This window comes from Escherichia sp. KTE31 (genome assembly GCF_000407925.1).
GTDB classification, from domain to species: Bacteria; Pseudomonadota; Gammaproteobacteria; order Enterobacterales; family Enterobacteriaceae; genus Escherichia; species Escherichia ruysiae.
The window spans coordinates 452089-475351 of sequence record NZ_KE136722.1 but is presented as its reverse complement, the minus strand read 5'-3'; the positions used below and the strand labels follow the sequence as shown (position 1 = coordinate 475351).

General features: G+C 50.0%; 22 protein-coding genes. 20 read left to right on the top strand and 2 right to left on the bottom strand.

Going from position 1 to position 23263, the window contains the following annotated elements:
• Positions 1 to 34: 34 nt before the first annotated feature.
• On the top strand, positions 35 to 184 hold the full coding sequence (locus WES_RS24235) for a hypothetical protein (protein WP_016159494.1): 150 nt from the start codon (positions 35 to 37) through the stop codon (positions 182 to 184).
• Here the strand turns inward: WES_RS24235 and csrD are convergent.
• The gene (gene csrD / locus WES_RS18555) at positions 181 to 2121 is read right to left on the bottom strand and encodes an RNase E specificity factor CsrD (protein WP_016159495.1); all 1941 of its coding nucleotides are present in this window, start codon (positions 2119 to 2121) and stop codon (positions 181 to 183) included. The genes WES_RS24235 and csrD overlap by 4 nt on opposite strands.
• 151 nt (positions 2122 to 2272) lie before the next feature.
• Between csrD and WES_RS18560 the strand changes: the two genes are divergently transcribed.
• The 12 genes from WES_RS18560 (at position 2273) to WES_RS18615 (ending at position 12709) form a co-directional block, all read left to right on the top strand.
• Complete coding sequence (locus WES_RS18560) at positions 2273 to 3247, top strand: acrylyl-CoA reductase (NADPH) (protein WP_016159496.1); 975 nt, start codon at positions 2273 to 2275, stop codon at positions 3245 to 3247.
• A gap of 97 nt (positions 3248 to 3344) precedes the next feature.
• Positions 3345 to 4349 carry a protein-methionine-sulfoxide reductase catalytic subunit MsrP gene (gene msrP, locus WES_RS18565; RefSeq protein ID WP_000723881.1) on the top strand — a complete coding sequence of 335 codons (1005 nt, stop codon included), beginning with the start codon at positions 3345 to 3347 and terminating at the stop codon, positions 4347 to 4349.
• Positions 4350 to 4949, top strand: a complete 600-nt coding sequence (msrQ, locus tag WES_RS18570; RefSeq protein WP_001240071.1) for a protein-methionine-sulfoxide reductase heme-binding subunit MsrQ — start codon at positions 4350 to 4352, stop codon at positions 4947 to 4949. It abuts the gene before it with no gap.
• Between the two features lie 395 nt (positions 4950 to 5344).
• A complete protein-coding gene (gene accB, locus WES_RS18575; protein ID WP_000354618.1) occupies positions 5345 to 5815 on the top strand; it encodes an acetyl-CoA carboxylase biotin carboxyl carrier protein in 471 nt (156 codons plus the stop codon).
• A 10-nt stretch (positions 5816 to 5825) separates the two neighbouring features.
• Positions 5826 to 7175, top strand: coding sequence for an acetyl-CoA carboxylase biotin carboxylase subunit (gene accC, locus WES_RS18580; protein ID WP_000884623.1), 1350 nt, complete (start codon positions 5826 to 5828; stop codon positions 7173 to 7175).
• A 108-nt stretch (positions 7176 to 7283) separates the two neighbouring features.
• Positions 7284 to 7526 (top strand): YhdT family protein, encoded by a 243-nt coding sequence (locus tag WES_RS18585; protein ID WP_000381170.1) that lies wholly within the window; start codon positions 7284 to 7286, stop codon positions 7524 to 7526.
• Positions 7516 to 8967: a sodium/pantothenate symporter gene (gene panF / locus WES_RS18590; protein WP_016159497.1), complete on the top strand. Its 1452-nt coding sequence runs from the start codon at positions 7516 to 7518 to the stop codon at positions 8965 to 8967. Before WES_RS18585 ends, panF begins: the two co-directional genes overlap by 11 nt.
• An 11-nt stretch (positions 8968 to 8978) precedes the next feature.
• Complete coding sequence (gene prmA / locus WES_RS18595) at positions 8979 to 9860, top strand: 50S ribosomal protein L11 methyltransferase (RefSeq protein ID WP_001145827.1); 882 nt, start codon at positions 8979 to 8981, stop codon at positions 9858 to 9860.
• Positions 9861 to 10188: 328 nt separating this feature from the next.
• A complete protein-coding gene (gene dusB, locus WES_RS18600) occupies positions 10189 to 11154 on the top strand; it encodes a tRNA dihydrouridine synthase DusB (RefSeq protein ID WP_001219652.1) in 966 nt (321 codons plus the stop codon).
• A gap of 25 nt (positions 11155 to 11179) precedes the next feature.
• Positions 11180 to 11476: a DNA-binding transcriptional regulator Fis gene (fis, locus tag WES_RS18605; RefSeq protein ID WP_000462905.1), complete on the top strand. Its 297-nt coding sequence runs from the start codon at positions 11180 to 11182 to the stop codon at positions 11474 to 11476.
• 85 nt (positions 11477 to 11561) lie between these two features.
• A complete protein-coding gene (gene yhdJ, locus WES_RS18610; protein ID WP_016159498.1) occupies positions 11562 to 12446 on the top strand; it encodes an adenine-specific DNA-methyltransferase in 885 nt (294 codons plus the stop codon).
• A gap of 83 nt (positions 12447 to 12529) precedes the next feature.
• On the top strand, positions 12530 to 12709 hold the full coding sequence (locus WES_RS18615) for a DUF2556 family protein (RefSeq protein WP_000620010.1): 180 nt from the start codon (positions 12530 to 12532) through the stop codon (positions 12707 to 12709).
• Between the two features lie 2 nt (positions 12710 to 12711).
• Here the strand turns inward: WES_RS18615 and acrS are convergent, their stop codons facing one another.
• Positions 12712 to 13374: a multidrug efflux transporter transcriptional repressor AcrS gene (gene acrS, locus WES_RS18620; protein WP_016159499.1), complete on the bottom strand. Its 663-nt coding sequence runs from the start codon at positions 13372 to 13374 to the stop codon at positions 12712 to 12714.
• Positions 13375 to 13773: 399 nt separating this feature from the next.
• On the opposite strand from acrS, the gene acrE reads away from it, so the two are divergent.
• The 7 genes from acrE to WES_RS18655 all read left to right on the top strand — a co-directional run bounded on the left by acrE (position 13774) and on the right by WES_RS18655 (position 23104).
• Positions 13774 to 14931: a multidrug efflux RND transporter periplasmic adaptor subunit AcrE gene (gene acrE / locus WES_RS18625; protein WP_000160371.1), complete on the top strand. Its 1158-nt coding sequence runs from the start codon at positions 13774 to 13776 to the stop codon at positions 14929 to 14931.
• An 11-nt stretch (positions 14932 to 14942) separates the two neighbouring features.
• A complete protein-coding gene (acrF, locus tag WES_RS18630) occupies positions 14943 to 18047 on the top strand; it encodes a multidrug efflux RND transporter permease subunit AcrF (protein WP_016159500.1) in 3105 nt (1034 codons plus the stop codon).
• A gap of 251 nt (positions 18048 to 18298) precedes the next feature.
• Positions 18299 to 18520 (top strand): putative periplasmic lipoprotein, encoded by a 222-nt coding sequence (locus WES_RS18635; protein WP_000825639.1) that lies wholly within the window; start codon positions 18299 to 18301, stop codon positions 18518 to 18520.
• 430 nt (positions 18521 to 18950) lie between these two features.
• Positions 18951 to 19976, top strand: a complete 1026-nt coding sequence (locus tag WES_RS18640; protein ID WP_000738561.1) for an amino acid ABC transporter substrate-binding protein — start codon at positions 18951 to 18953, stop codon at positions 19974 to 19976.
• A 67-nt stretch (positions 19977 to 20043) separates the two neighbouring features.
• Positions 20044 to 21225, top strand: a complete 1182-nt coding sequence (locus tag WES_RS18645) for an amino acid ABC transporter permease (protein ID WP_016159502.1) — start codon at positions 20044 to 20046, stop codon at positions 21223 to 21225.
• Between the two features lie 9 nt (positions 21226 to 21234).
• Entirely contained in the window at positions 21235 to 22338 is a 1104-nt protein-coding gene (locus WES_RS18650) for an amino acid ABC transporter permease (RefSeq protein ID WP_016159503.1), read from the top strand.
• A gap of 7 nt (positions 22339 to 22345) precedes the next feature.
• Positions 22346 to 23104, top strand: coding sequence for an amino acid ABC transporter ATP-binding protein (locus WES_RS18655; RefSeq protein ID WP_016159504.1), 759 nt, complete (start codon positions 22346 to 22348; stop codon positions 23102 to 23104).
• Positions 23105 to 23263: the final 159 nt, after the last annotated feature.

Genomic DNA, 23263 nt, shown 5'->3' with positions numbered 1-23263 from the left:
GTTACAAATCTCTACCTGAGTCCAGAGAGGCTAAATGCATCAGCATGCATTCCTCGCCTGTTTGCAACTGCGTAAGGTCATTAATCTGCATATGTGCTGCAACAATCTGGCGAACAGACAAGCACGCTCCCGTGAAACGCAGCGCGCGTTATTCTACGTGAAAACGGATCAAACGGCAGGTTAAACCGAGTATCTTTGTGAATATTTTTTCACGTTAGTATCAAGTGGCTGTGAGGACGCAAAAAAATCCCCCTGCCCACCCAAAACCCCACGCTGAATCAGGGTCTGCCACTCGCTTCGCGAACGTACGCCAGTAGCGTAAACCTGGGTGTTGGTCCCGGAACACGCTTCTACCATGCTCTGAACCAACAATTGATTCTCTGTTCGCTTCTCAATGTTTCTTACCAGCCCCGGATGGAGCTTGAGTAATTCGACATTAAGTTCTTTGATCCAACGGGTACTTACCAGCGTCAAACCAGCCTGGTTGACGGCGACCCGAACTCCTAAAGCATTCACCAAACGAATGACAGGTTGCAAGCGACCGATATGTTGACCAACATCAGCCTCTGCAAGTTCAATAATTATGCGTTTTCGCTGTGATTTTTCACACTGCATCAGTGTATCGCGTAGCCAACGCTGGAAACGCGGGCGAATCAACGACTCAACGGTGACCTGAATCGCCAGATTTTCTTGCGGCCAATAGCGTAACAGCGGGATGAGGCGACTGACTTGCAGACGGTCATACTCTTCCGATAAGCCAAACTGCAACACCATCGGCATATATTCCGCCGAACTGACCTCTTCGTTACCATCAAAGATACGACACATCAGTTCGCGGTGATGAACCTGCCCTTCACGGGTAACCGCCGGTTTCTGATAAAGACGCGGGCCGCCACGACTCAGCATTTGCTCGATGAGCGTACGCCAACGAACGTTACCGCGCCCTTTTTCAGGTAACGAGTCATCGTAAATAGCCCAGCTATTGCCGCCCTGTAATCCTGCATTGCGCGTGGCGGATTCCGCATGTTCCATCACCTGTTCGGTATCCTGCCCGCTACGCCAGGCACAGATGCCGATGTGAATCATATCATCACGATCCAGCATTTTATTCGTCGGTAAGGTATCGACCGCCTTGATCAATTGCCCGGCAATACTCTCCGCCTCTTTTAATGTCCGGTGTGGCAACAGCACGGCGAAATCGCTACGGTGATAACGCGCCAATAGCGCCCCCGGATAACGCATCATAAATGTCGATAACAGATTTGTCAGGGTAAAGAGCTGTTCTTCAACCTGGCTGTGTCCCCAGGTATCGCTCAACATATTGAAATCCGGCAGGCGGATCATCATCACGATCCCGTGAGTCCCCACTTTCTCCTGATCTTCCAGTAACGTTGCTAACTGATTATCGAAAAAGAGTCGGTTATTAAGGCCGGTTTTGATGTCCTGAGCAGCATAGGAGCGAATCAGTGTATCAAGACGACTGTGCTGTTCGCGTGCGTTCTGAATTTCACAAAGCAGCGTATCCAGCGCACTGCTGGTTCTGGGCGGCCATTCATAGATGGTTCCCAACACATTCGAGCCTCGCTCGCCATTTAAAATACGTGTGGCGCGGGTTTCCAGCAGTTCTTGCCCGGCAAGTTGCCGCTGTAACCAGCGTACTGCCAGGAAGAGCATAATAATGATAAATCCAATCGCACCGGTGAGCGGTGCGGTGGTCATCAACGAGTGGAAATAGTTGCCCATCGGGTCCTGATAAACCAAACGCAGCGACATCCCCGGATGTTTAATCAACGGTACAGTCAGTTCGCGAAACAGATCGCTGGTTCCCACCGGACGGTAACTGCCATTGCGGGACTGGGTATAAACCTGTTTTTTATCGTGCAAAAGATCCACGCGAACGATATCTGCAGACATCATCAGTTCGCTGATTTGTGGCCTCAATGTGCTGAAGTCATTCGACACAAGGTGGGTATCGATCGCCGTCGCCACTGCCTGAACACGATGACTAAACTTATACTGAATGGCGTTGTAGAAACTAAGCGAGCAGCCCAGCAGAGTCACAAAAATTGTTAACCCGGTGAGCAGCGTGACAAAGGCCGAAAATTTCGTCGTTAATCTCATCCTTGTGTTAACTCCGATAGTGAGGACGCGGGCATACTAGCAAATCAGATTTATCTCGCAATTTATTGCGCTTCATCGGCTTTGCTTTTCCATTAGCGAGTATAGTCTTCAGAAATTATTTTCCAATCCATCATGCACATGAGGATCTCTTATGCAGGCGTTACTTTTAGAACAGCAGGACGGTAAAACCCTCGCATCTGTACAGACTCTGGACGCAAGTCGCCTGCCGGAAGGCGATGTGACGGTCGATGTCCAGTGGTCGAGTCTGAATTATAAAGATGCACTGGCGATTACCGGTAAAGGAAAAATCATCCGTAATTTTCCGATGATTCCTGGCATTGACTTCGCCGGAACGGTACGCGCCAGTGAAGATCCTCGTTTTCATGCCGGTCAGGAAGTGTTACTGACGGGTTGGGGCGTCGGTGAAAACCACTGGGGCGGGCTGGCACAACAGGCGCGCGTAAAAGGTGACTGGCTTGTTGCGATGCCGCAAGGTCTGGACGCGCGTAAAGCGATGATTATCGGTACTGCCGGATTTACCGCCATGCTGTGCGTAATGGCACTGGAAGATGCCGGTATTCGTCCGCAGGATGGCGAGATTGTGGTGACGGGTGCCAGCGGCGGCGTCGGCAGTACAGCCGTGGCGCTGTTGCATAAGTTAGGTTATCAGGTCGTTGCTGTATCTGGTCGCGAAAGTACCCATGAGTATCTGAAAAGTTTAGGCGCCAGCCGTATTCTGCCGCGCGATGAGTTTGCTGAATCCCGTCCCCTGGAAAAACAACTCTGGGCAGGCGCAATTGACACCGTTGGTGACAAAGTACTGGCGAAAGTACTGGCACAAATGAACTACGGCGGTTGCGTGGCGGCTTGTGGTCTGGCGGGTGGCTTTGCTCTGCCAACCACGGTAATGCCGTTTATTCTGCGCAACGTCCGTCTGCAAGGAGTGGATTCAGTCATGACGCCACCAGCTCGTCGGGCGCAGGCCTGGCAGCGTCTGGTCGCTGATCTACCGGAATCATTCTATTCACAGGCAGCAAAAGAAATCTCACTGACAGAGGCACCGAAGTTTGCCGAAGCCATTATTAATAACCAAGTGCAGGGGCGCACACTGGTAAAAATAAGTTAAGATTTCGTACAAAATAATTTACATATAACTAACGAATTTTAGCAGCACTTTGACATTCTCCCTGCCATAGTAATCAGGAGCATACCGGGAGTCTGTTATGAAAAAAATTCGTCAATTTACAGAAGCCGATGTCACTGCCGAATCGGCTTTTTTTATGCAACGCCGGCAGATTCTGAAAACATTAGGCATCAGCGCAGCTGCACTTTCTCTGCCAACCACTACACATGCCGACCTGCTTAACTGGTTTAAGGGCAACGATCGCCCGCCCGCACCTGCCGGGAAGCCGCTGGAGTTTAGTAAACCTGCCGCCTGGCAAAATAATCTGCCGCTCACGCCGGAAGATAAAGTTTCCGGCTATAACAACTACTATGAGTTCGGGCTGGATAAAGCGGACCCAGCGGCAAATGCCGGCAGCCTGAAAACCGATCCGTGGACGTTGAAAATCAGTGGTGAAGTCGCCAAACCGTTAACGCTCGACCACGAAGCCTTAACCCGTCGTTTCCCGCTGGAAGAGCGGATTTACCGTATGCGCTGCGTGGAAGCATGGTCGATGGTCGTACCGTGGATTGGTTTCCCGCTGCACAAATTACTGGCACTGGCGGAACCAACCAGTAACGCAAAATACGTCGCCTTCGAAACCATTTATGCGCCGGAACAGATGCCAGGCCAGCAGGACCGGTTTATTGGCGGCGGCCTGAAATATCCTTATATAGAAGGATTACGTCTCGACGAAGCGATGCATCCACTCACGCTGATGACCGTCGGTGTCTATGGCAAGGCGCTACCACCACAAAATGGCGCACCGGTGCGGCTGATTGTGCCGTGGAAATATGGCTTTAAAGGGATTAAATCGATTGTCAGCATTAAGCTGACCCGCGAACGTCCGCCAACCACCTGGAATCTGGCTGCGCCCAATGAATATGGCTTTTACGCCAACGTCAATCCGCATGTTGATCATCCCCGTTGGTCGCAGGCCACCGAACGTTTTATTGGTTCAGGCGGCATTCTGGATGTACAACGCCAGCCTACGTTGCTGTTTAACGGATATGCCGATCAAGTAGCGTCGCTTTATCGTGGCCTGGATTTACGGGAGAATTTTTAAGTGCGACTGACAGCAAAACAAGTGACATGGCTGAAAGTTTGCCTGCATCTTGCCGGATTTTTACCGTTTGTCTGGCTGGTATGGGCAATCAATCATGGCGGATTAAGCGCCGATCCGGTGAAAGATATTCAGCATTTTACTGGTCGGACTGCGCTGAAATTCTTGCTGGCGACCTTATTAATTACGCCACTAGCGCGCTATGCTAAACAGCCCTTATTGATACGCACCCGCCGCCTGCTAGGTTTATGGTGTTTCGCCTGGGCAACGCTGCACTTAACCAGTTATGCCTTACTGGAACTGGGCGTGAATAACCTGACGTTATTCGGTCAGGAATTAATCACCAGACCTTATTTAACGCTCGGCATTGTCAGTTGGCTGATTTTACTGGCTTTAGCATTCACTTCCACGCAGGCGATGCAGCGAAACTTAGGTAAACGCTGGCAACAGTTGCATAACTTCGTCTATCTGGTCGCGATCCTGGCTCCCATACATTATCTGTGGTCAGTGAAGATTATCTCACCACAGCCGGTTATCTACGCCGGGTTGGCTTTACTGCTTTTAGCCTTGCGTTTTAAGAAGTTCCGTCAATGGTGGCGCTAATTTCATGAACTGTGCGGCTTGTTGCAAAATGCACGGCGTTGAAAGTTATTTACATGTTAGCTGTTGATTATCTTCCCTGATAAGACCAGTATTTAGCTGCCAATTGCTACGAAATCGTTATAATGTGCGACTTCGTTCTCCCTAACGCGGTTTTTAAGCTGCGGAAAAGGTGACAATGGCGCAACGAAGGTATATTTTGTTTTTTGCCGGAGGATAGCAGCAGATCGCTACACAATGTCCGTCAAGTCTCACATTGACGCTCTGGGGCAAAATAGACCGGCGTCCCGGTCAGCTGGAATTTATCGCTATGCATACAGCTGTCGGGGCATACGCTTTACAGACGGCGGTGAAACGCCTGTCACAATCACACTAAACAAAGAGTACGGAACCCACTCATGGATATTCGTAAGATTAAAAAACTGATCGAGCTGGTTGAAGAATCAGGCATCTCTGAACTGGAAATTTCTGAAGGCGAAGAGTCAGTACGCATCAGCCGTGCAGCACCTGCCGCTAGTTTCCCGATGATGCAACAAGCTTACGCTGCACCGATGATGCAGCAGCCAGCTCAATCTAACGCAGCCGCTCCGGCGACCGTTCCTTCCATGGAAGCGCCAGCAGCAGCGGAAATCAGTGGTCACATCGTACGTTCCCCAATGGTTGGTACTTTCTATCGCACCCCAAGCCCGGACGCGAAAGCGTTCATCGAAGTGGGTCAGAAAGTGAACGTGGGCGATACCCTGTGCATCGTTGAAGCCATGAAAATGATGAACCAGATCGAAGCAGACAAATCCGGTACTGTGAAAGCAATTCTGGTCGAAAGTGGACAACCGGTAGAATTTGACGAGCCGCTGGTCGTCATCGAGTAACGAGGCGAACATGCTGGATAAAATTGTTATTGCCAACCGTGGCGAGATTGCATTGCGTATTCTTCGTGCCTGTAAAGAACTGGGCATTAAGACTGTCGCTGTGCACTCCAGCGCGGATCGCGATTTAAAACACGTATTACTGGCAGATGAAACGGTCTGTATTGGCCCGGCTCCGTCAGTAAAAAGTTATCTGAACATCCCGGCTATCATCAGCGCCGCTGAAATCACCGGCGCAGTAGCAATCCATCCGGGTTACGGCTTCCTTTCCGAAAACGCTAATTTTGCCGAGCAGGTTGAACGCTCTGGCTTTATCTTCATCGGCCCGAAAGCAGACACTATTCGCCTGATGGGCGACAAAGTGTCTGCAATTGCAGCGATGAAAAAAGCTGGCGTTCCTTGCGTTCCGGGTTCTGACGGCCCGCTGGGCGACGATATGGATAAAAACCGCGCCATTGCAAAACGCATTGGTTATCCGGTGATTATCAAAGCCTCCGGCGGCGGCGGCGGTCGCGGTATGCGCGTTGTGCGCAGCGACGCTGAACTGGCGCAGTCTATCTCCATGACCCGTGCGGAAGCGAAAGCTGCTTTTAGCAATGATATGGTTTATATGGAGAAGTACCTGGAAAATCCTCGCCACGTCGAGATCCAGGTACTGGCGGACGGTCAGGGCAACGCAATCTATCTGGCAGAACGTGACTGCTCCATGCAGCGTCGTCACCAGAAAGTGGTCGAAGAAGCACCAGCACCGGGCATTACCCCGGAACTGCGTCGTTACATCGGCGAACGTTGCGCTAAAGCGTGTGTTGATATCGGCTATCGCGGTGCAGGTACTTTCGAGTTCCTGTTCGAAAACGGCGAGTTCTATTTCATCGAAATGAACACCCGTATTCAGGTAGAACACCCGGTTACTGAAATGATCACCGGCGTTGACCTGATCAAAGAACAGCTGCGTATCGCGGCAGGTCAACCGCTGTCGATCAAGCAAGAAGAAGTTCACGTTCGCGGCCATGCGGTGGAATGCCGTATCAACGCCGAAGATCCGAACACCTTCCTGCCAAGCCCGGGCAAAATCACCCGTTTCCACGCACCTGGCGGTTTTGGCGTGCGTTGGGAGTCTCATATCTACGCTGGCTACACCGTGCCGCCGTACTATGACTCAATGATCGGCAAACTGATTTGCTACGGTGAAAACCGTGACGTGGCGATTGCACGCATGAAGAATGCGCTGCAGGAGCTGATCATCGACGGTATCAAAACCAACGTTGATCTGCAGATCCGCATCATGAACGACGAGAACTTCCAGCATGGTGGCACTAACATCCACTATCTGGAGAAAAAACTCGGTCTTCAGGAAAAATAAAACTGCAAAAACGTCAAAAGGCCGGATTTTCCGGCCTTTTTTATTTCTGGGGATCGACAAGCCCCATAAGGTACAATCCCCGCTTTCTTCACCCATCAGGGACAAAAAATGGACACTCGTTTTGTTCAGGCCCATAAAGAGGCGCGCTGGGCGCTGGGGCTGACCCTTTTGTATCTGGCTGTATGGTTAGTAGCCGCTTACTTACCTGGCGTTGCCCCCGGTTTTACCGGCTTTCCACGCTGGTTTGAGATGGCCTGCATCCTGACGCCGCTGCTGTTTATTGGACTGTGCTGGGCGATGGTGAAATTTATCTATCGCGATATCCCACTGGAGGATGACGATGCAGCTTGAAGTAATTCTACCGCTGGTCGCCTATCTGGTGGTGGTGTTCGGTATCTCTGTTTATGCGATGCGTAAACGGAGCACCGGCACCTTCCTTAATGAGTATTTCCTCGGCAGCCGCTCTATGGGCGGTATTGTGCTGGCGATGACGCTCACCGCGACCTATATCAGTGCCAGTTCGTTTATCGGCGGGCCTGGAGCTGCTTACAAATACGGCCTTGGCTGGGTATTGCTGGCGATGATTCAGCTTCCTGCAGTCTGGCTTTCACTCGGTATTCTCGGCAAGAAGTTCGCGATTCTTGCGCGCCGCTACAATGCAGTGACGCTGAACGATATGCTGTTTGCCCGCTACCAGAGTCGTCTTCTGGTGTGGCTGGCGAGTTTGAGTTTGCTGGTTGCGTTCGTTGGTGCGATGACCGTGCAGTTTATCGGCGGTGCGCGCCTGCTGGAAACCGCGGCGGGTATTCCTTATGAAACCGGGCTGCTGATTTTTGGTATCAGCATTGCGTTATATACCGCCTTTGGTGGCTTTCGCGCCAGCGTGCTGAACGACACCATGCAAGGGCTGGTGATGCTGATTGGCACCGTTGTGCTGCTTATTGGCGTGGTACATGCCGCTGGCGGCTTAAGCAACGCAGTACAGACCTTGCAAACCATCGATCCGCAACTGGTTACGCCACAAGGCGCTGACGATATCCTGTCGCCTGCCTTTATGACATCGTTCTGGGTACTGGTGTGCTTTGGCGTTATAGGCCTGCCGCATACTGCGGTGCGCTGTATATCTTATAAAGACAGCAAAGCAGTACACCGGGGGATCATCATCGGTACGATTGTAGTCGCAATCCTGATGTTCGGTATGCACCTGGCCGGAGCGTTAGGTCGTGCAGTGATCCCCGATCTCACCGTACCGGATCTGGTGATCCCGACGTTAATGGTAAAAGTGCTGCCACCGTTTGCTGCCGGGATCTTTCTGGCTGCACCTATGGCTGCGATCATGTCGACAATTAACGCCCAACTGCTGCAAAGTTCCGCTACGATCATTAAAGATCTCTATCTGAATATCCGTCCGGATCAAATGCAAAACGAGACGCGTCTGAAGCGGATGTCGGCGGTAATTACGTTAGTTCTCGGCGCGTTGCTGCTGCTTGCCGCCTGGAAGCCGCCAGAAATGATCATCTGGCTGAATTTGCTGGCCTTCGGTGGGCTGGAAGCCGTTTTCCTGTGGCCGCTGGTGCTGGGTCTTTACTGGGAACGCGCCAACGCCAAAGGCGCGCTAAGTGCGATGCTCGTTGGCGGCGTGCTGTATGCCGTACTCGCGACGCTGAATATTCAGTACCTGGGCTTCCACCCTATCGTGCCCTCGTTACTACTAAGTTTGCTGGCTTTCCTGGTCGGAAACCGTTTCGGTACATCCGTCCCGCAAGCTACCGTTTTGACTACTGATAAATAAAGAGTTTTGCCATGCCTTGGATCCAACTGAAACTGAACACCACCGGCGCGAACGCGGAAGATCTTAGCGATGCGCTGATGGAAGCGGGTGCCGTTTCTATCACTTTTCAGGATACCCACGATACGCCAGTATTTGAGCCGCTGCCGGGCGAAACGCGCCTGTGGGGCGACACCGATGTGATTGGTCTGTTCGACGCTGAAACCGATATGAACGACGTGGTGGCGATTCTGGAAAACCATCCGCTGCTCGGCGCAGGCTTCGCGCATAAAATCGAACAACTGGAAGATAAAGACTGGGAGCGCGAATGGATGGATAATTTCCACCCGATGCGCTTTGGTGAACGACTGTGGATCTGCCCTAGCTGGCGTGATGTGCCGGACGAAAACGCCGTCAACGTGATGTTAGATCCAGGGCTGGCGTTTGGTACGGGTACCCATCCAACTACCTCTCTGTGCCTGCAGTGGCTCGACAGCCTCGATTTAACCGGTAAAACAGTCATCGACTTTGGCTGTGGTTCCGGCATTCTGGCTATCGCGGCGCTGAAACTGGGTGCAGCAAAAGCCATTGGTATTGATATCGATCCGCAGGCGATTCAGGCCAGCCGCGATAACGCCGAACGTAATGGCGTTTCTGACCGTCTGGAACTCTACTTACCGAAAGATCAGCCAGAAGAAATGAAAGCCGACGTGGTGGTCGCTAACATCCTTGCAGGCCCATTACGTGAACTGGCACCGTTAATCAGCGTCCTGCCGGTTTCAGGCGGTTTGCTGGGCCTTTCCGGTATTCTGGCAAGCCAGGCAGAGAGCGTTTGTGAAGCTTATGCCGACAGCTTCGCACTGGACCCGGTCGTGGAAAAAGAAGAGTGGTGCCGCATTACCGGTCGTAAGAATTAACCTTCGCATCGCCGTAGGGTGACGCAGAGCGAAGTGCGAGCGATGTCACAAAAGGCACGTGAATTTGCCGATTATTTACGCAAATTTGCGTGCCAAAATTTTCATTCATAAAGAAAAATTGAGAACTTACTCAAATTTCTTTGAGTGTAAATTTTAGTCACTATTTTCTAATATGATGATTTTTATGAGTAATTATCGCGCCACGCTCATTTTAAATGCAATTCTTTGATCCATCTCAGAGGATTGGTCAAAGTTTGGCCTTTCATCTCGTGCAAAAAATGCGTAATATACGCCGCCTTGCAGTCACAGTATGGTCATTTCTTAACTCATGCGCATCGGACAATATCAGCTCAGAAATCGCCTGATCGCAGCGCCCATGGCTGGCATTACAGACAGACCTTTTCGGACGTTGTGCTACGAGATGGGAGCCGGATTGACAGTATCCGAGATGATGTCTTCTAACCCTCAGGTTTGGGAAAGCGACAAATCTCGTTTACGGATGGTGCACATTGATGAACCCGGTATTCGCACCGTGCAAATTGCTGGTAGCGATCCGAAAGAAATGGCAGATGCAGCACGTATTAACGTGGAAAGCGGTGCCCAGATTATTGATATCAATATGGGTTGCCCGGCTAAAAAAGTGAATCGCAAGCTCGCAGGTTCAGCCCTCTTGCAGTACCCGGATGTCGTTAAATCGATCCTTACCGAGGTCGTCAATGCAGTGGACGTTCCTGTTACCCTGAAAATTCGCACTGGCTGGGCACCGGAACACCGTAACTGCGAAGAGATTGCCCAACTGGCTGAAGACTGTGGCATTCAGGCTCTGACCATTCATGGCCGTACACGCGCCTGTTTGTTCAATGGAGAAGCTGAGTACGACAGTATTCGGGCAGTTAAGCAGAAAGTTTCCATTCCGGTTATCGCGAATGGCGACATTACTGACCCGCTTAAAGCCAGAGCTGTGCTCGACTATACAGGGGCGGATGCCCTGATGATAGGCCGCGCAGCTCAGGGAAGACCCTGGATCTTTCGGGAAATCCAGCATTATCTGGACACTGGGGAGTTGCTGCCCCCGCTGCCTTTGGCAGAGGTTAAGCGCTTGCTTTGCGCGCACGTTCGGGAACTGCATGACTTTTATGGTCCGGCAAAAGGGTACCGAATTGCACGTAAACACGTTTCCTGGTATCTCCAGGAACACGCTCCAAATGACCAGTTTCGGCGCACATTCAACGCCATTGAGGATGCCAGCGAACAGCTGGAGGCGTTGGAGGCATACTTCGAAAATTTTGCGTAAACAGAAATAAAGAGCTGACAGAACTATGTTCGAACAACGCGTAAATTCTGACGTACTGACCGTTTCTACCGTTAACTCTCAGGATCAGGTAACCCAAAAACCCCTGCGTGACTCGGTTAAACAGGCACTGAAGAACTATTTTGCTCAACTGAATGGTCAGGATGTGAATGACCTCTATGAGCTGGTACTGGCTGAAGTAGAACAGCCCCTGTTGGACATGGTGATGCAATACACCCGTGGTAACCAGACCCGTGCTGCGCTGATGATGGGCATCAACCGTGGTACGCTGCGTAAAAAATTGAAAAAATACGGCATGAACTAATTCAGGTTAGCTAAATGCTTGATTAAAAAGGCGCTACTCGGCATGGGGAAGCGCCTTTTTTATAGGTGTCACAAAGGGAGTGACCATGAGAACAGGATGTGAACCGACCCGGTTTGGTAATGAAGCTAAGACCATTATTCACGGTGATGCGCTTGCTGAACTTAAAAAGCTACCTACTGAAAGCGTCGATCTGATCTTTGCCGACCCACCGTATAACATCGGTAAAAATTTTGATGGTCTGATCGAAGCCTGGAAAGAAGAACTGTTTATCGACTGGCTGTTTGAAGTGATTACAGAGTGCCACCGCGTTCTGAAAAAGCAGGGCAGCATGTACATCATGAACAGCACGGAAAACATGCCCTTTATCGATATCCAGTGCCGCAAGTTCTTTACCATCAAAAGTCGCATCGTCTGGTCATATGACAGTTCTGGGGTGCAGGCAAAGAAACACTACGGCTCCATGTACGAACCCATCCTGATGATGGTGAAAGATGCAAAGAACTACACGTTCAACGGTGATGCTATTCTGGTAGAAGCTAAAACCGGATCGCAGCGCGCGTTGATCGATTATCGTAAAAATCCTCCACAGCCTTACAATCATCAAAAAGTACCGGGTAATGTCTGGGATTTTCCGCGCGTGCGTTATTTGATGGATGAATATGAAAACCATCCGACGCAAAAACCGGAAGCATTACTGAAGCGCATTATTCTCGCCTCTTCCAATCCTGGAGATGTCGTTCTTGACCCGTTTGCCGGTAGCTTTACTACCGGTGCCGTAGCCGTCGCCAGCGGGCGAAAATTCATTGGTATTGAGATTAACAGCGAGTACATCAAGATGGGACTTCGACGGCTGGATGTCGTGTCACATTACTCCGTGGAAGATCTGGCGAAAGTGAAAAAAAGAAAGACCTGCAACCTGTCAAAACGAAGCCGGTTAAGCGAAGTTGACCCCGATCCCATTGCAAAGTAAAGGAAGTGTAAGCCTGGTTTTCAGATTATTCATTTCGTGTATATTTCCTGCCAGACCAGGTTAAACATGCACAGGTTCAGGTAATGATTCGCAAGTATTGGTGGCTCGTCGTTTTCGCTATCTCCGTTTTTCTGTTTGATGCTTTACTGATGCAATGGATTGAACTGCTGGCAACAGAAACAGACAAATGCCGTAATATGAACTCGGTTAATCCACTTAAACTGGTTAACTGTGATGAGCTGAATTTTCAGGACAGAATGTAAATTTACATGACACTTAATTCATTTGTTTGATGAATTAATTTCGTTATGTTTTCATCTGGCATGAACATTCTTAATACGTTATCGACTAATGCGGGTGCTTGTTTATAAAGATCGTAACCCGCCATATTCATTAACCAGTTTTGAACAATACCGCTGAAGGCGCCATCAATAATAATCATCACGACATCTAAATCGAGGTTATTTGCCACACAACCTTGTTGCTGACATGATTGCAATACTTCGTGGAGAGTCTGCGGATTAAAGCCCATCTTCTCGCGTATTACTGCCTCTGCCAGCATCTCATCATTAAATTCACATTTGTGATATAAGATTTGCAGTAATGCCTGTTGGCGGGGAATTTCGGCAATATATTGCAAGCCAACAATCAGTTTTTCACGCAATTGCTGGTACGGGTTATGGTCTGAACCTGCTGCCAGCCGCTCCTGGATTAACTCCCGCAATGGTGGCTGTTGCAGCCACATCTCATTAAACAGTTGGGTCTTGTTTTCGAAGTGCCAGTAGATAGCGCCACGCGTGACGTTAGCGGCGTCGGCGATGTCATTGAGCGTCGTTTTGCTTACGCCATGTAGTGCAAACTGGGCGATGGCGGTTTCAATCAGTTCTTGCCGGGTCTTCAGGGCTTCGGCTTTAGTTCTTTTGGCCATAGTTAATTATTCAGAAAATAAATATATTAGACACAGGGTGAGAAAATAGCGCAGGTTAATCTATCACCTGATGTGTATTTATACGAGAGGCTAATATTGAGTTGCCATAAATCGTCAAATAAATCACATGTATTGTTTATCTAAAATTCATTCACTTAATCAATATATATTTCCATTTGCGTGAATTTAATTCCACCTCATTCAATTCGCATCAAAACAAAACATCAGAATATTAATCTTTTTTTGTGTTTATGTGCCTTGAGACGCCAGTACTCATAACTATTCCTTACATCGACGAATGATAATTTGTAGGATAGCGAACTGTATTTTTTCTTTCTGCGAGTTAACGCGTTGCCTTTTTGGATAAATAACGCGCTTTTGGTTTTTTGAGGAATAGTAATGACGAAACATGCCAGGTTTTTCCTCCTGCCCTCCTTTATTCTGATCTCCGCTGCTTTAATCGCGGGTTGTAACGATAAGGGAGAAGAGAAAGCTCACGTCGGTGAACCGCAGGTTACCGTTCATGTTGTGAAAACGGCCCCGTTAGAAGTAAAAACTGAATTACCAGGCCGCACCAATGCTTTTCGTATTGCCGAAGTTCGCCCACAGGTTAGTGGGATCGTACTGAATCGTAATTTCACTGAAGGCAGCGATGTGCAGGCAGGCCAGTCCCTGTACCAGATCGATCCAGCGACCTATCAGGCAAGTTATGACAGCGCGAAAGGCGAACTGGCGAAAAGTGAAGCCGCCGCCTCCATCGCGCATTTGACGGTAAAACGTTACGTTCCGCTCGTGGGTACGAAATACATCAGTCAGCAGGAGTACGACCAGGCCATTGCTGATGCTCGCCAGGCCGATGCCGCCGTAATTGCCGCAAAAGCCACGGTCGAAAGCGCCCGCATCAATCTCGCTTATACCAAAGTGACTGCGCCCATTAGCGGACGTATCGGCAAATCTACTGTGACCGAAGGTGCTCTTGTCACTAACGGGCAAACGACTGAACTGGCGACTGTCCAGCAACTTGATCCTATCTACGTCGACGTTACTCAATCCAGCAACGATTTCATGAGGCTGAAGCAATCCGTAGAGCAAGGGAATTTGCATAAGGAAAATGCCACCAGCAACGTAGAACTGGTCATGGAAAACGGTCAAACCTATCCCCTGAAAGGCACACTGCAATTCTCCGATGTGACCGTTGATGAAAGCACCGGCTCCATAACCCTACGCGCGGTCTTCCCTAACCCACAACATACGCTTTTGCCGGGTATGTTTGTGCGCGCACGGATTGATGAAGGCGTACAACCTGATGCCATTCTTATCCCGCAACAAGGCGTTAGCCGCACACCGCGTGGTGACGCAACCGTGCTGATTGTGAACGATAAAAGCCAGGTTGAAGCGCGCCCTGTCGTTGCCAGCCAGGCGATTGGCGATAAATGGTTGATTAGCGAAGGGCTGAAATCTGGTGATCAAGTCATTGTCAGCGGCCTGCAAAAAGCGCGTCCGGGAGAACAGGTTAAAGCCACTACCGATACCCCCGCAGATACTGCATCGAAGTAAGGCAATCTGACATGGCAAACTTTTTTATTCGACGACCGATATTTGCATGGGTGCTGGCAATTATTCTGATGATGGCGGGCGTACTGGCGATCTTACAATTGCCCGTCGCCCAGTACCCAACCATTGCGCCGCCTGCGGTTTCTGTTTCGGCAAACTATCCGGGCGCTGATGCGCAGACCGTGCAGGATACGGTGACGCAGGTTATCGAACAGAATATGAATGGTATCGATAACCTGATGTATATGTCCTCCACCAGCGATTCCGCCGGTAGCGTGACAATTACCCTCACCTTCCAGTCCGGAACCGATCCAGATATCGCGCAAGTGCAGGTGCAGAACAAACTCCAGCTCGCCACGCCGTTGCTGCCGCAGGAAGTTCAACAGCAGGGGATCAGCGTTGAAAAGTCCAGTAGCAGCTATTTAATGGTGGCGGGTTTCGTCTCTGATAACCCTGGCACCACACAGGACGATATCTCGGACTATGTGGCCTCTAACGTTAAAGATACGCTTAGCCGCCTGAATGGCGTTGGTGACGTGCAACTCTTTGGCGCACAGTATGCGATGCGTATCTGGCTGGACGCCGATCTGCTGAACAAATATAAGCTGACACCGGTTGATGTAATTAACCAGTTGAAAGTGCAAAACGATCAGATTGCTGCCGGACAGTTGGGCGGAACGCCAGCGTTACCAGGGCAACAGTTGAACGCCTCGATTATTGCTCAGACTCGATTAAAAAATCCGGAAGAGTTCGGCAAAGTTACCCTGCGTGTGAACAGCGACGGTTCGGTTGTGCGCCTGAAAGATGTCGCACGGGTTGAACTAGGCGGTGAAAACTATAACGTTATCGCTCGCATCAACGGTAAACCGGCGGCGGGTCTGGGTATTAAGCTGGCAACCGGTGCGAACGCTCTCGATACTGCGAAAGCCATTAAGGAAAAACTAGCGGAATTACAGCCATTCTTCCCGCAGGGAATGAAGGTTCTCTACCCTTATGACACCACGCCATTCGTCCAGCTTTCTATTCACGAAGTGGTAAAAACGCTGTTCGAAGCCATTATGCTGGTGTTCCTGGTGATGTATCTGTTCTTGCAGAATATGCGAGCAACGCTGATCCCCACCATTGCTGTGCCCGTGGTGTTGTTAGGGACGTTTGCCATCCTCGCCGCTTTTGGTTACTCCATCAATACACTAACGATGTTCGGGATGGTGCTTGCCATCGGGCTGCTCGTCGATGATGCGATAGTGGTGGTGGAGAACGTTGAGCGCGTGATGATGGAGGATAAGCTCCCGCCAAAAGAAGCGACGGAAAAATCAATGTCGCAAATTCAGGGCGCACTGGTGGGTATCGCGATGGTTCTGTCAGCGGTATTTATTCCGATGGCATTCTTCGGCGGTTCTACTGGGGCCATTTATCGCCAGTTCTCTATTACCATCGTTTCGGCAATGGCGCTTTCTGTTCTGGTGGCATTGATTCTTACCCCGGCGTTATGTGCAACGCTGCTCAAACCCGTCTCTGCTGAGCATCACGAAAATAAGGGTGGTTTCTTCGGCTGGTTTAATACCACCTTCGATCATAGCGTTAATCATTACACTAACAGCGTCGGCAAAATCCTCGGTTCCACAGGACGATATTTACTGATCTATGCGCTGATTGTTGCTGGAATGGTGGTGTTGTTTTTACGTCTTCCGTCGTCCTTCTTGCCTGAAGAGGATCAGGGTGTCTTTCTGACCATGATTCAGTTACCTGCTGGCGCGACGCAAGAGCGGACGCAAAAAGTGTTGGATCAGGTGACGGATTACTACCTGCACAATGAAAAAGCAAACGTTGAAAGTGTCTTTACGGTTAACGGGTTTAGCTTCAGCGGTCAGGCACAAAACGCAGGCATGGCCTTCGTTAGCCTGAAACCGTGGGAAGAGCGTAGTGGCGACGAAAACAGCGCGGAAGCGGTCATCCATCGCGCCAAAATGGAGCTGGGTAAGATCCGCGACGGTTTTGTCATTCCGTTTAATATGCCTGCTATTGTTGAACTGGGCACGGCAACGGGTTTCGACTTTGAGTTAATTGATCAGGCAGGGCTGGGTCACGATGCCCTAACCCAGGCCCGCAACCAGCTGCTTGGCATGGCGGCGCAACATCCTGGCAGCTTAGTCAGTGTGCGCCCTAATGGCCTGGAAGATACCGCGCAATTCAAACTTGAAGTTGACCAGGAAAAGGCGCAGGCATTAGGCATATCGCTTTCTGACATCAATCAGACCATTTCTACGGCGTTGGGCGGGACTTACGTTAACGACTTCATCGATCGTGGTCGCGTGAAAAAAGTTTATGTTCAGGCGGATGCCAAATTCCGTATGCTGCCAGAAGATGTCGATAAACTTTATGTTCGCAGCGCCAACGGCGAAATGGTGCCATTCTCTTCCTTTACCACTTCACATTGGGTGTATGGTTCTCCGCGACTGGAACGCTACAACGGTCTGCCGTCAATGGAAATTCAGGGGGAAGCCGCGCCAGGAACCAGTTCCGGCGATGCCATGGCGTTGATGGAAAACCTTGCGTCAAAATTACCGGCAGGCATTGGTTATGACTGGACAGGTATGTCGTACCAGGAACGCTTATCGGGTAACCAGGCTCCTGCTTTGGTGGCAATCTCCTTCGTAGTGGTTTTCCTGTGCCTTGCTGCGCTCTATGAAAGCTGGTCAATACCTGTCTCGGTTATGTTGGTCGTGCCGTTAGGGATTGTTGGCGTGCTGCTGGCCGCGACAATCTTTAATCAAAAAAATGACGTTTACTTTATGGTGGGCTTGTTAACGACAATTGGCTTGTCGGCCAAAAACGCCATATTGATTGTTGAGTTCGCTAAAGATCTGATGGAGAAAGAGGGGAAAGGTGTTGTCGAAGCGACACTGATGGCAGTACGTATGCGTCTGCGTCCTATCCTGATGACCTCTCTCGCCTTTATTCTCGGTGTATTACCGCTGGCTATCAGTAATGGTGCCGGCAGTGGTGCGCAGAACGCAGTGGGTATCGGGGTAATGGGCGGAATGGTTTCTGCAACATTGCTGGCGATTTTCTTCGTACCGGTGTTCTTTGTCGTGATCCGCCGTTGCTTTAAAGGATAAATCAGAAACATAAAGGCGCTTTCGGGCGCCTTTATTATTTCCACTGAACACCATAAAAATTAATAAGATAATCTTCCACTCACTCTTTAATAACTTTCCATAGCCCATGCTCCCTTCACTATTTTTACAATTCACATAATTTGTCATTATTCATTCCGCAAGATTTATAACCTCCAGTGATAAAATGGCGTTCAGCTCGCTAATAAGAGAGTTAACTTATTAAGCGATAGCGTTATTACTGAGGTAACACCATGAAAAGATTAATTCCTGTGGCATTGCTCACCGCATTGCTGGCGGGCTGTGCTCACGATTCCCCCTGCGTTCCAGTTTATGACGATCAGGGACGCCTGGTTCACACCAATACCTGTATGAAAGGTACAACACAGGATAACTGGGAAACTGCCGGAGCTATTGCTGGCGGGGCGGCGGCTGTCGCCGGCCTTACGATGGGGATCATTGCTCTGTCAAAATAACTGAATAGAGCGCGGACTTCCGCGCTCTGTTTAACGATACAGAATCGTTCTATACGTTAAACACCGCTATATTTCGCTGGCTAATCCCCTTTTAATTAAGCATTTTATCTCGCAGCATTATCTCAATGTCGAAATAACGCATTAATTTATTTTTTAATCACATCCTCCCCACCGATACTCACGCCAATAATCATTATTCTGCTTAGCAAAATACGAGTAAATCTTTTGCGCCAAAATGTGGCGCATGTTTCATTTTCGCACCATTGCGGGGCGCTGTTTTTATTATTTCCTGTCTACACTCAGCTTATTGCGACGCGAAATCGTGCGCAAAAGCTGGCACTACTTTTGCTTATAAGAGGATGGCCACAGACAGGTAAAAGGCGTTTCCCAAACGTCCTATAACGATAATTTTCGCCTCACAGGAAGCATTATGAAAAAGATGATGATAGCCACACTGGCTGCCGCCAGCGTGCTGCTTGCCGTTGCAAATCAGGCACATGCTGGCGCGACGCTCGATGCTGTAAAGAAAAAAGGTTTTGTGCAATGCGGGATCAGTGACGGATTGCCTGGATTCTCTTATGCCGATGCAGATGGCAAGTTTTCTGGTATTGATGTTGATGTTTGTCGTGGCGTCGCCGCCGCTGTATTTGGCGATGACACAAAAGTGAAATACACCCCGCTCACCGCAAAAGAGCGTTTCACTGCATTGCAATCTGGCGAAGTGGATTTACTCTCTCGTAATACAACCTGGACTTCATCTCGTGACGCAGGCATGGGAATGGCATTTACTGGTGTCACTTATTACGATGGCATTGGTTTCCTGACGCACGATAAAGCGGGGCTAAAAAGCGCGAAAGAGCTGGATGGCGCAACGGTCTGTATTCAGGCAGGAACAGACACCGAACTCAACGTTGCCGATTACTTCAAGGCAAACAATATGAAGTACACGCCCGTGACCTTCGATCGCTCTGACGAATCCGCGAAGGCTCTGGAATCTGGTCGCTGCGATACGCTGGCCTCGGATCAATCACAACTGTATGCATTGCGAATCAAATTAAGCAACCCAGCCGAGTGGATCGTGCTGCCAGAAGTTATCTCTAAAGAACCGCTTGGTCCGGTAGTCCGCCGTGGCGATGACGAATGGTTCTCTATTGTGCGCTGGACGCTTTTTGCCATGCTGAATGCTGAAGAGATGGGCATCAATTCCCAGAACGTCGATGAAAAAGCGGCGAATCCGGCAACGCCTGATATGGCGCATCTACTGGGTAAAGAGGGCGATTACGGCAAAGATCTGAAGCTGGATAACCAATGGGCATACAACATCATCAAAAAGGTGGGTAACTACTCGGAAATTTTTGAGCGCAACGTCGGCTCCGAAAGCCCACTGAAAATTAAACGTGGTCAAAATAATCTCTGGAATAACGGTGGCATCCAGTACGCACCGCCCGTGCGTTAAGTCGGTGTGAGGTAATGAGCGTCGCTACAGCGGCGCTCTCTTTAGCGTTATGGTTTCCGAGGTTCCTATGTCCCATCGCCGCACAACCGTTAAAGGTTCACTTTCATTTGCCAATCCTACGGTTCGCGCCTGGCTTTTCCAGATCCTTGCCGTTGTCGCCGTCGTCGGCATTGTAGGCTGGCTATTCCATAACACCGTAACTAATCTAAGCAATCGCGGCATTACATCGGGGTTTGCCTTTCTGGATCGCGGTGCTGGCTTCGGTATCGTCCAGCATTTGATCGATTACCAGCAGGGCGATACCTACGGACGCGTTTTTATTGTCGGCTTACTCAATACGCTACTAGTTTCAGCATTGTGTATTGTGTTCGCTTCTGTTCTGGGCTTCTTTATCGGTCTGGCGAGACTTTCGGATAACTGGCTGCTACGAAAGCTTTCCACAATTTATATTGAGATCTTCCGTAATATTCCGCCGCTGCTGCAAATCTTCTTCTGGTACTTTGCCGTGTTGCGCAATTTGCCCGGACCACGCCAGGCGGTGAGCGCGTTAGATCTGATCTTTTTGAGCAATCGTGGACTTTACATTCCTTCACCGCAACTGGGAGATGGATTTCTCGCGTTCATAGTGGCTGTTGTTATTGCTATAGCCATTTCTGTTGGGTTATTCCGTTTCAATAAAACGCACCAGATAAAGACCGGTCAACTGCGTCGTACATGGCCTGTCGCCGTTGGGTTGATCATTGGCTTGCCTTTACTGGCACACTGGCTTTTTGGTGCTGCAGTGCACTGGAATATTCCGGCGCTACAAGGGTTTAACTTCCGTGGCGGTATGGTTCTCATACCCGAACTGGCAGCCTTAACGTTGGCGCTTTCCGTTTATACCTCTGCATTTATCGCCGAGATTATCCGCGCCGGGATCCAGGCGGTGCCTTATGGTCAACATGAAGCTGCCCGCTCGCTGGGGTTACCCAACCCGGTTACGTTACGCCAGGTCATTATTCCCCAGGCGCTGCGAGTGATTATTCCGCCGTTAACCAGCCAGTATCTCAATATCGTCAAAAACTCCTCTCTTGCCGCCGCTATTGGCTACCCGGATATGGTTTCGCTGTTTGCTGGCACCGTACTGAACCAGACGGGGCAAGCTATCGAGACTATAGCCATGACCATGTCGGTCTATCTGATTATCAGTCTGACTATCTCGCTGCTGATGAATATCTATAACCGCCGTATCGCGATCGTTGAACGCTAAGGAGTCATGATGACAAAAGTATTGCTGTCTCATCCCCCGCGCCCGGCGAGCCATAACTCAAGCCGCGCTATGGTGTGGGTGCGCAAAAACCTGTTCTCCAGCTGGGGCAATAGCCTGCTGACTATTGGCTGCTTGTGGTTGATGTGGGAATTGATTCCTCCGTTGCTGAACTGGGCATTTTTGCAGGCTAACTGGGTTGGCTCAACGCGTGCCGACTGCACAAAAGCCGGTGCCTGTTGGGTTTTCATCCACGAACGATTTGGTCAGTTTATGTATGGGCTTTACCCACACGACCAACGCTGGCGAATTAATCTGGCATTACTGATTGGCCTGGTTTCGATTGCGCCGATGTTCTGGAAAATACTCCCTCATCGCGGGCGCTATATTGCAGTATGGGCGGTTATCTACCCACTCATCGTCTGGTGGCTAATGTATGGCGGTTTTCTCGGTCTGGCGCGGGTTGAAACCCGGCAATGGGGCGGGCTGACGCTGACTTTGATTATTGCATCAGTTGGGATCTCGGGGGCGCTACCGTGGGGGATCTTGCTGGCATTAGGTCGCCGCTCCCATATGCCGATTGTGCGTATCTTATCGGTCATTTTTATCGAGTTCTGGCGTGGCGTGCCGCTGATCACCGTGTTGTTTATGTCTTCGGTCATGCTGCCGTTGTTTATGGCAGAAGGCACCAGTATCGACAAACTGATCCGCGCGCTGGTTGGCGTGATCCTGTTTCAGTCAGCCTATGTTGCAGAAGTCGTGCGAGGCGGATTACAGGCGCTGCCAAAGGGGCAATATGAAGCGGCGGAATCGCTGGCGTTGGGTTACTGGAAAACCCAGGGACTGGTTATTCTGCCACAGGCGTTGAAGCTGGTAATTCCTGGGCTGGTCAATACCATCATCGCACTCTTCAAAGATACCAGCCTGGTGATCATTATCGGGTTGTTCGATCTTTTCAGTAGCGTCCAGCAAGCCACCGTCGATCCCGCCTGGTTGGGCATGTCGACCGAAGGGTATGTTTTCGCCGCACTGATCTACTGGATCTTCTGTTTCAGCATGTCGCGCTATAGCCAGCATCTGGAAAAACGTTTTAACACCGGGCGTACACCGCATTGAGGACACTATGAGCCAAAGTTTACTGCAACCTGCTAACGCGATGATTACGCTGGAAAACGTCAATAAATGGTTTGGACAATTCCATGTTTTGAAAAATATAAATTTAACCGTGCAACCGGGCGAACGGATCGTTCTGTGTGGCCCTTCAGGTTCCGGTAAATCGACAACCATTCGTTGTATTAATCATCTGGAAGAACATCAACAGGGACGGATCGTGGTGGATGGCATCGAACTTAACGAAGATATCCGCAATATTGAGCGTGTCAGACAGGAAGTGGGAATGGTCTTTCAGCATTTTAATCTTTTCCCACATCTGACCGTTTTACAGAACTGTACCCTGGCACCGATTTGGGTACGCAAGATGCCAAAGAAAGAGGCTGAAGCTCTGGCGATGCATTACCTTGAGCGGGTGAGAATTGCCGAACATGCACAGAAGTTTCCCGGACAGATCTCTGGTGGTCAGCAGCAACGCGTTGCTATAGCACGTTCACTTTGTATGAAGCCCAAGATTATGCTGTTTGATGAACCAACATCCGCGCTCGATCCGGAGATGGTAAAAGAAGTGCTGGATACGATGATTGGACTGGCGCAATCGGGTATGACGATGTTGTGCGTAACGCATGAGATGGGATTTGCGCGAACCGTCGCTGACCGGGTGATTTTTATGGATCGCGGAGAGATAGTGGAACAAGCTGCACCGGATGAGTTTTTTGCGCATCCTAAGTCAGAGCGTACGAGGGCATTTTTATCGCAGGTAATCCATTAATTGAATGTTAGTTCGAAAAGCAAAAAGGCCATCCTTTCGGATGGCCTTTCGCTTGATTTGATGTCTGGCAGTTCCCTACTCTCGCATGGGGAGACCCCACACTACCATCGGCGCTACGGCGTTTCACTTCTGAGTTCGGCATGGGGTCAGGTGGGACCA

Excerpts from the sequence above, each read along its gene's own strand:
- WES_RS24235 (WP_016159494.1), top strand. The coding sequence starts at position 35 with ATGCATCAGCATGCATTCCTCGCCTGTTTGCAACTGCGTAAGGTCATT.
- csrD (WP_016159495.1), bottom strand. The coding sequence starts at position 2,121 with ATGAGATTAACGACGAAATTTTCGGCCTTTGTCACGCTGCTCACCGGG.
- WES_RS18560 (WP_016159496.1), top strand. The coding sequence starts at position 2,273 with ATGCAGGCGTTACTTTTAGAACAGCAGGACGGTAAAACCCTCGCATCT.
- msrP (WP_000723881.1), top strand. The coding sequence starts at position 3,345 with ATGAAAAAAATTCGTCAATTTACAGAAGCCGATGTCACTGCCGAATCG.
- accB (WP_000354618.1), top strand. The coding sequence starts at position 5,345 with ATGGATATTCGTAAGATTAAAAAACTGATCGAGCTGGTTGAAGAATCA.
- accC (WP_000884623.1), top strand. The coding sequence starts at position 5,826 with ATGCTGGATAAAATTGTTATTGCCAACCGTGGCGAGATTGCATTGCGT.
- WES_RS18585 (WP_000381170.1), top strand. The coding sequence starts at position 7,284 with ATGGACACTCGTTTTGTTCAGGCCCATAAAGAGGCGCGCTGGGCGCTG.
- panF (WP_016159497.1), top strand. The coding sequence starts at position 7,516 with ATGCAGCTTGAAGTAATTCTACCGCTGGTCGCCTATCTGGTGGTGGTG.
- prmA (WP_001145827.1), top strand. The coding sequence starts at position 8,979 with ATGCCTTGGATCCAACTGAAACTGAACACCACCGGCGCGAACGCGGAA.
- dusB (WP_001219652.1), top strand. The coding sequence starts at position 10,189 with ATGCGCATCGGACAATATCAGCTCAGAAATCGCCTGATCGCAGCGCCC.
- fis (WP_000462905.1), top strand. The coding sequence starts at position 11,180 with ATGTTCGAACAACGCGTAAATTCTGACGTACTGACCGTTTCTACCGTT.
- yhdJ (WP_016159498.1), top strand. The coding sequence starts at position 11,562 with ATGAGAACAGGATGTGAACCGACCCGGTTTGGTAATGAAGCTAAGACC.
- WES_RS18615 (WP_000620010.1), top strand. The coding sequence starts at position 12,530 with ATGATTCGCAAGTATTGGTGGCTCGTCGTTTTCGCTATCTCCGTTTTT.
- acrS (WP_016159499.1), bottom strand. The coding sequence starts at position 13,374 with ATGGCCAAAAGAACTAAAGCCGAAGCCCTGAAGACCCGGCAAGAACTG.
- acrE (WP_000160371.1), top strand. The coding sequence starts at position 13,774 with ATGACGAAACATGCCAGGTTTTTCCTCCTGCCCTCCTTTATTCTGATC.
- acrF (WP_016159500.1), top strand. The coding sequence starts at position 14,943 with ATGGCAAACTTTTTTATTCGACGACCGATATTTGCATGGGTGCTGGCA.
- WES_RS18635 (WP_000825639.1), top strand. The coding sequence starts at position 18,299 with ATGAAAAGATTAATTCCTGTGGCATTGCTCACCGCATTGCTGGCGGGC.
- WES_RS18640 (WP_000738561.1), top strand. The coding sequence starts at position 18,951 with ATGAAAAAGATGATGATAGCCACACTGGCTGCCGCCAGCGTGCTGCTT.
- WES_RS18645 (WP_016159502.1), top strand. The coding sequence starts at position 20,044 with ATGTCCCATCGCCGCACAACCGTTAAAGGTTCACTTTCATTTGCCAAT.
- WES_RS18650 (WP_016159503.1), top strand. The coding sequence starts at position 21,235 with ATGACAAAAGTATTGCTGTCTCATCCCCCGCGCCCGGCGAGCCATAAC.
- WES_RS18655 (WP_016159504.1), top strand. The coding sequence starts at position 22,346 with ATGAGCCAAAGTTTACTGCAACCTGCTAACGCGATGATTACGCTGGAA.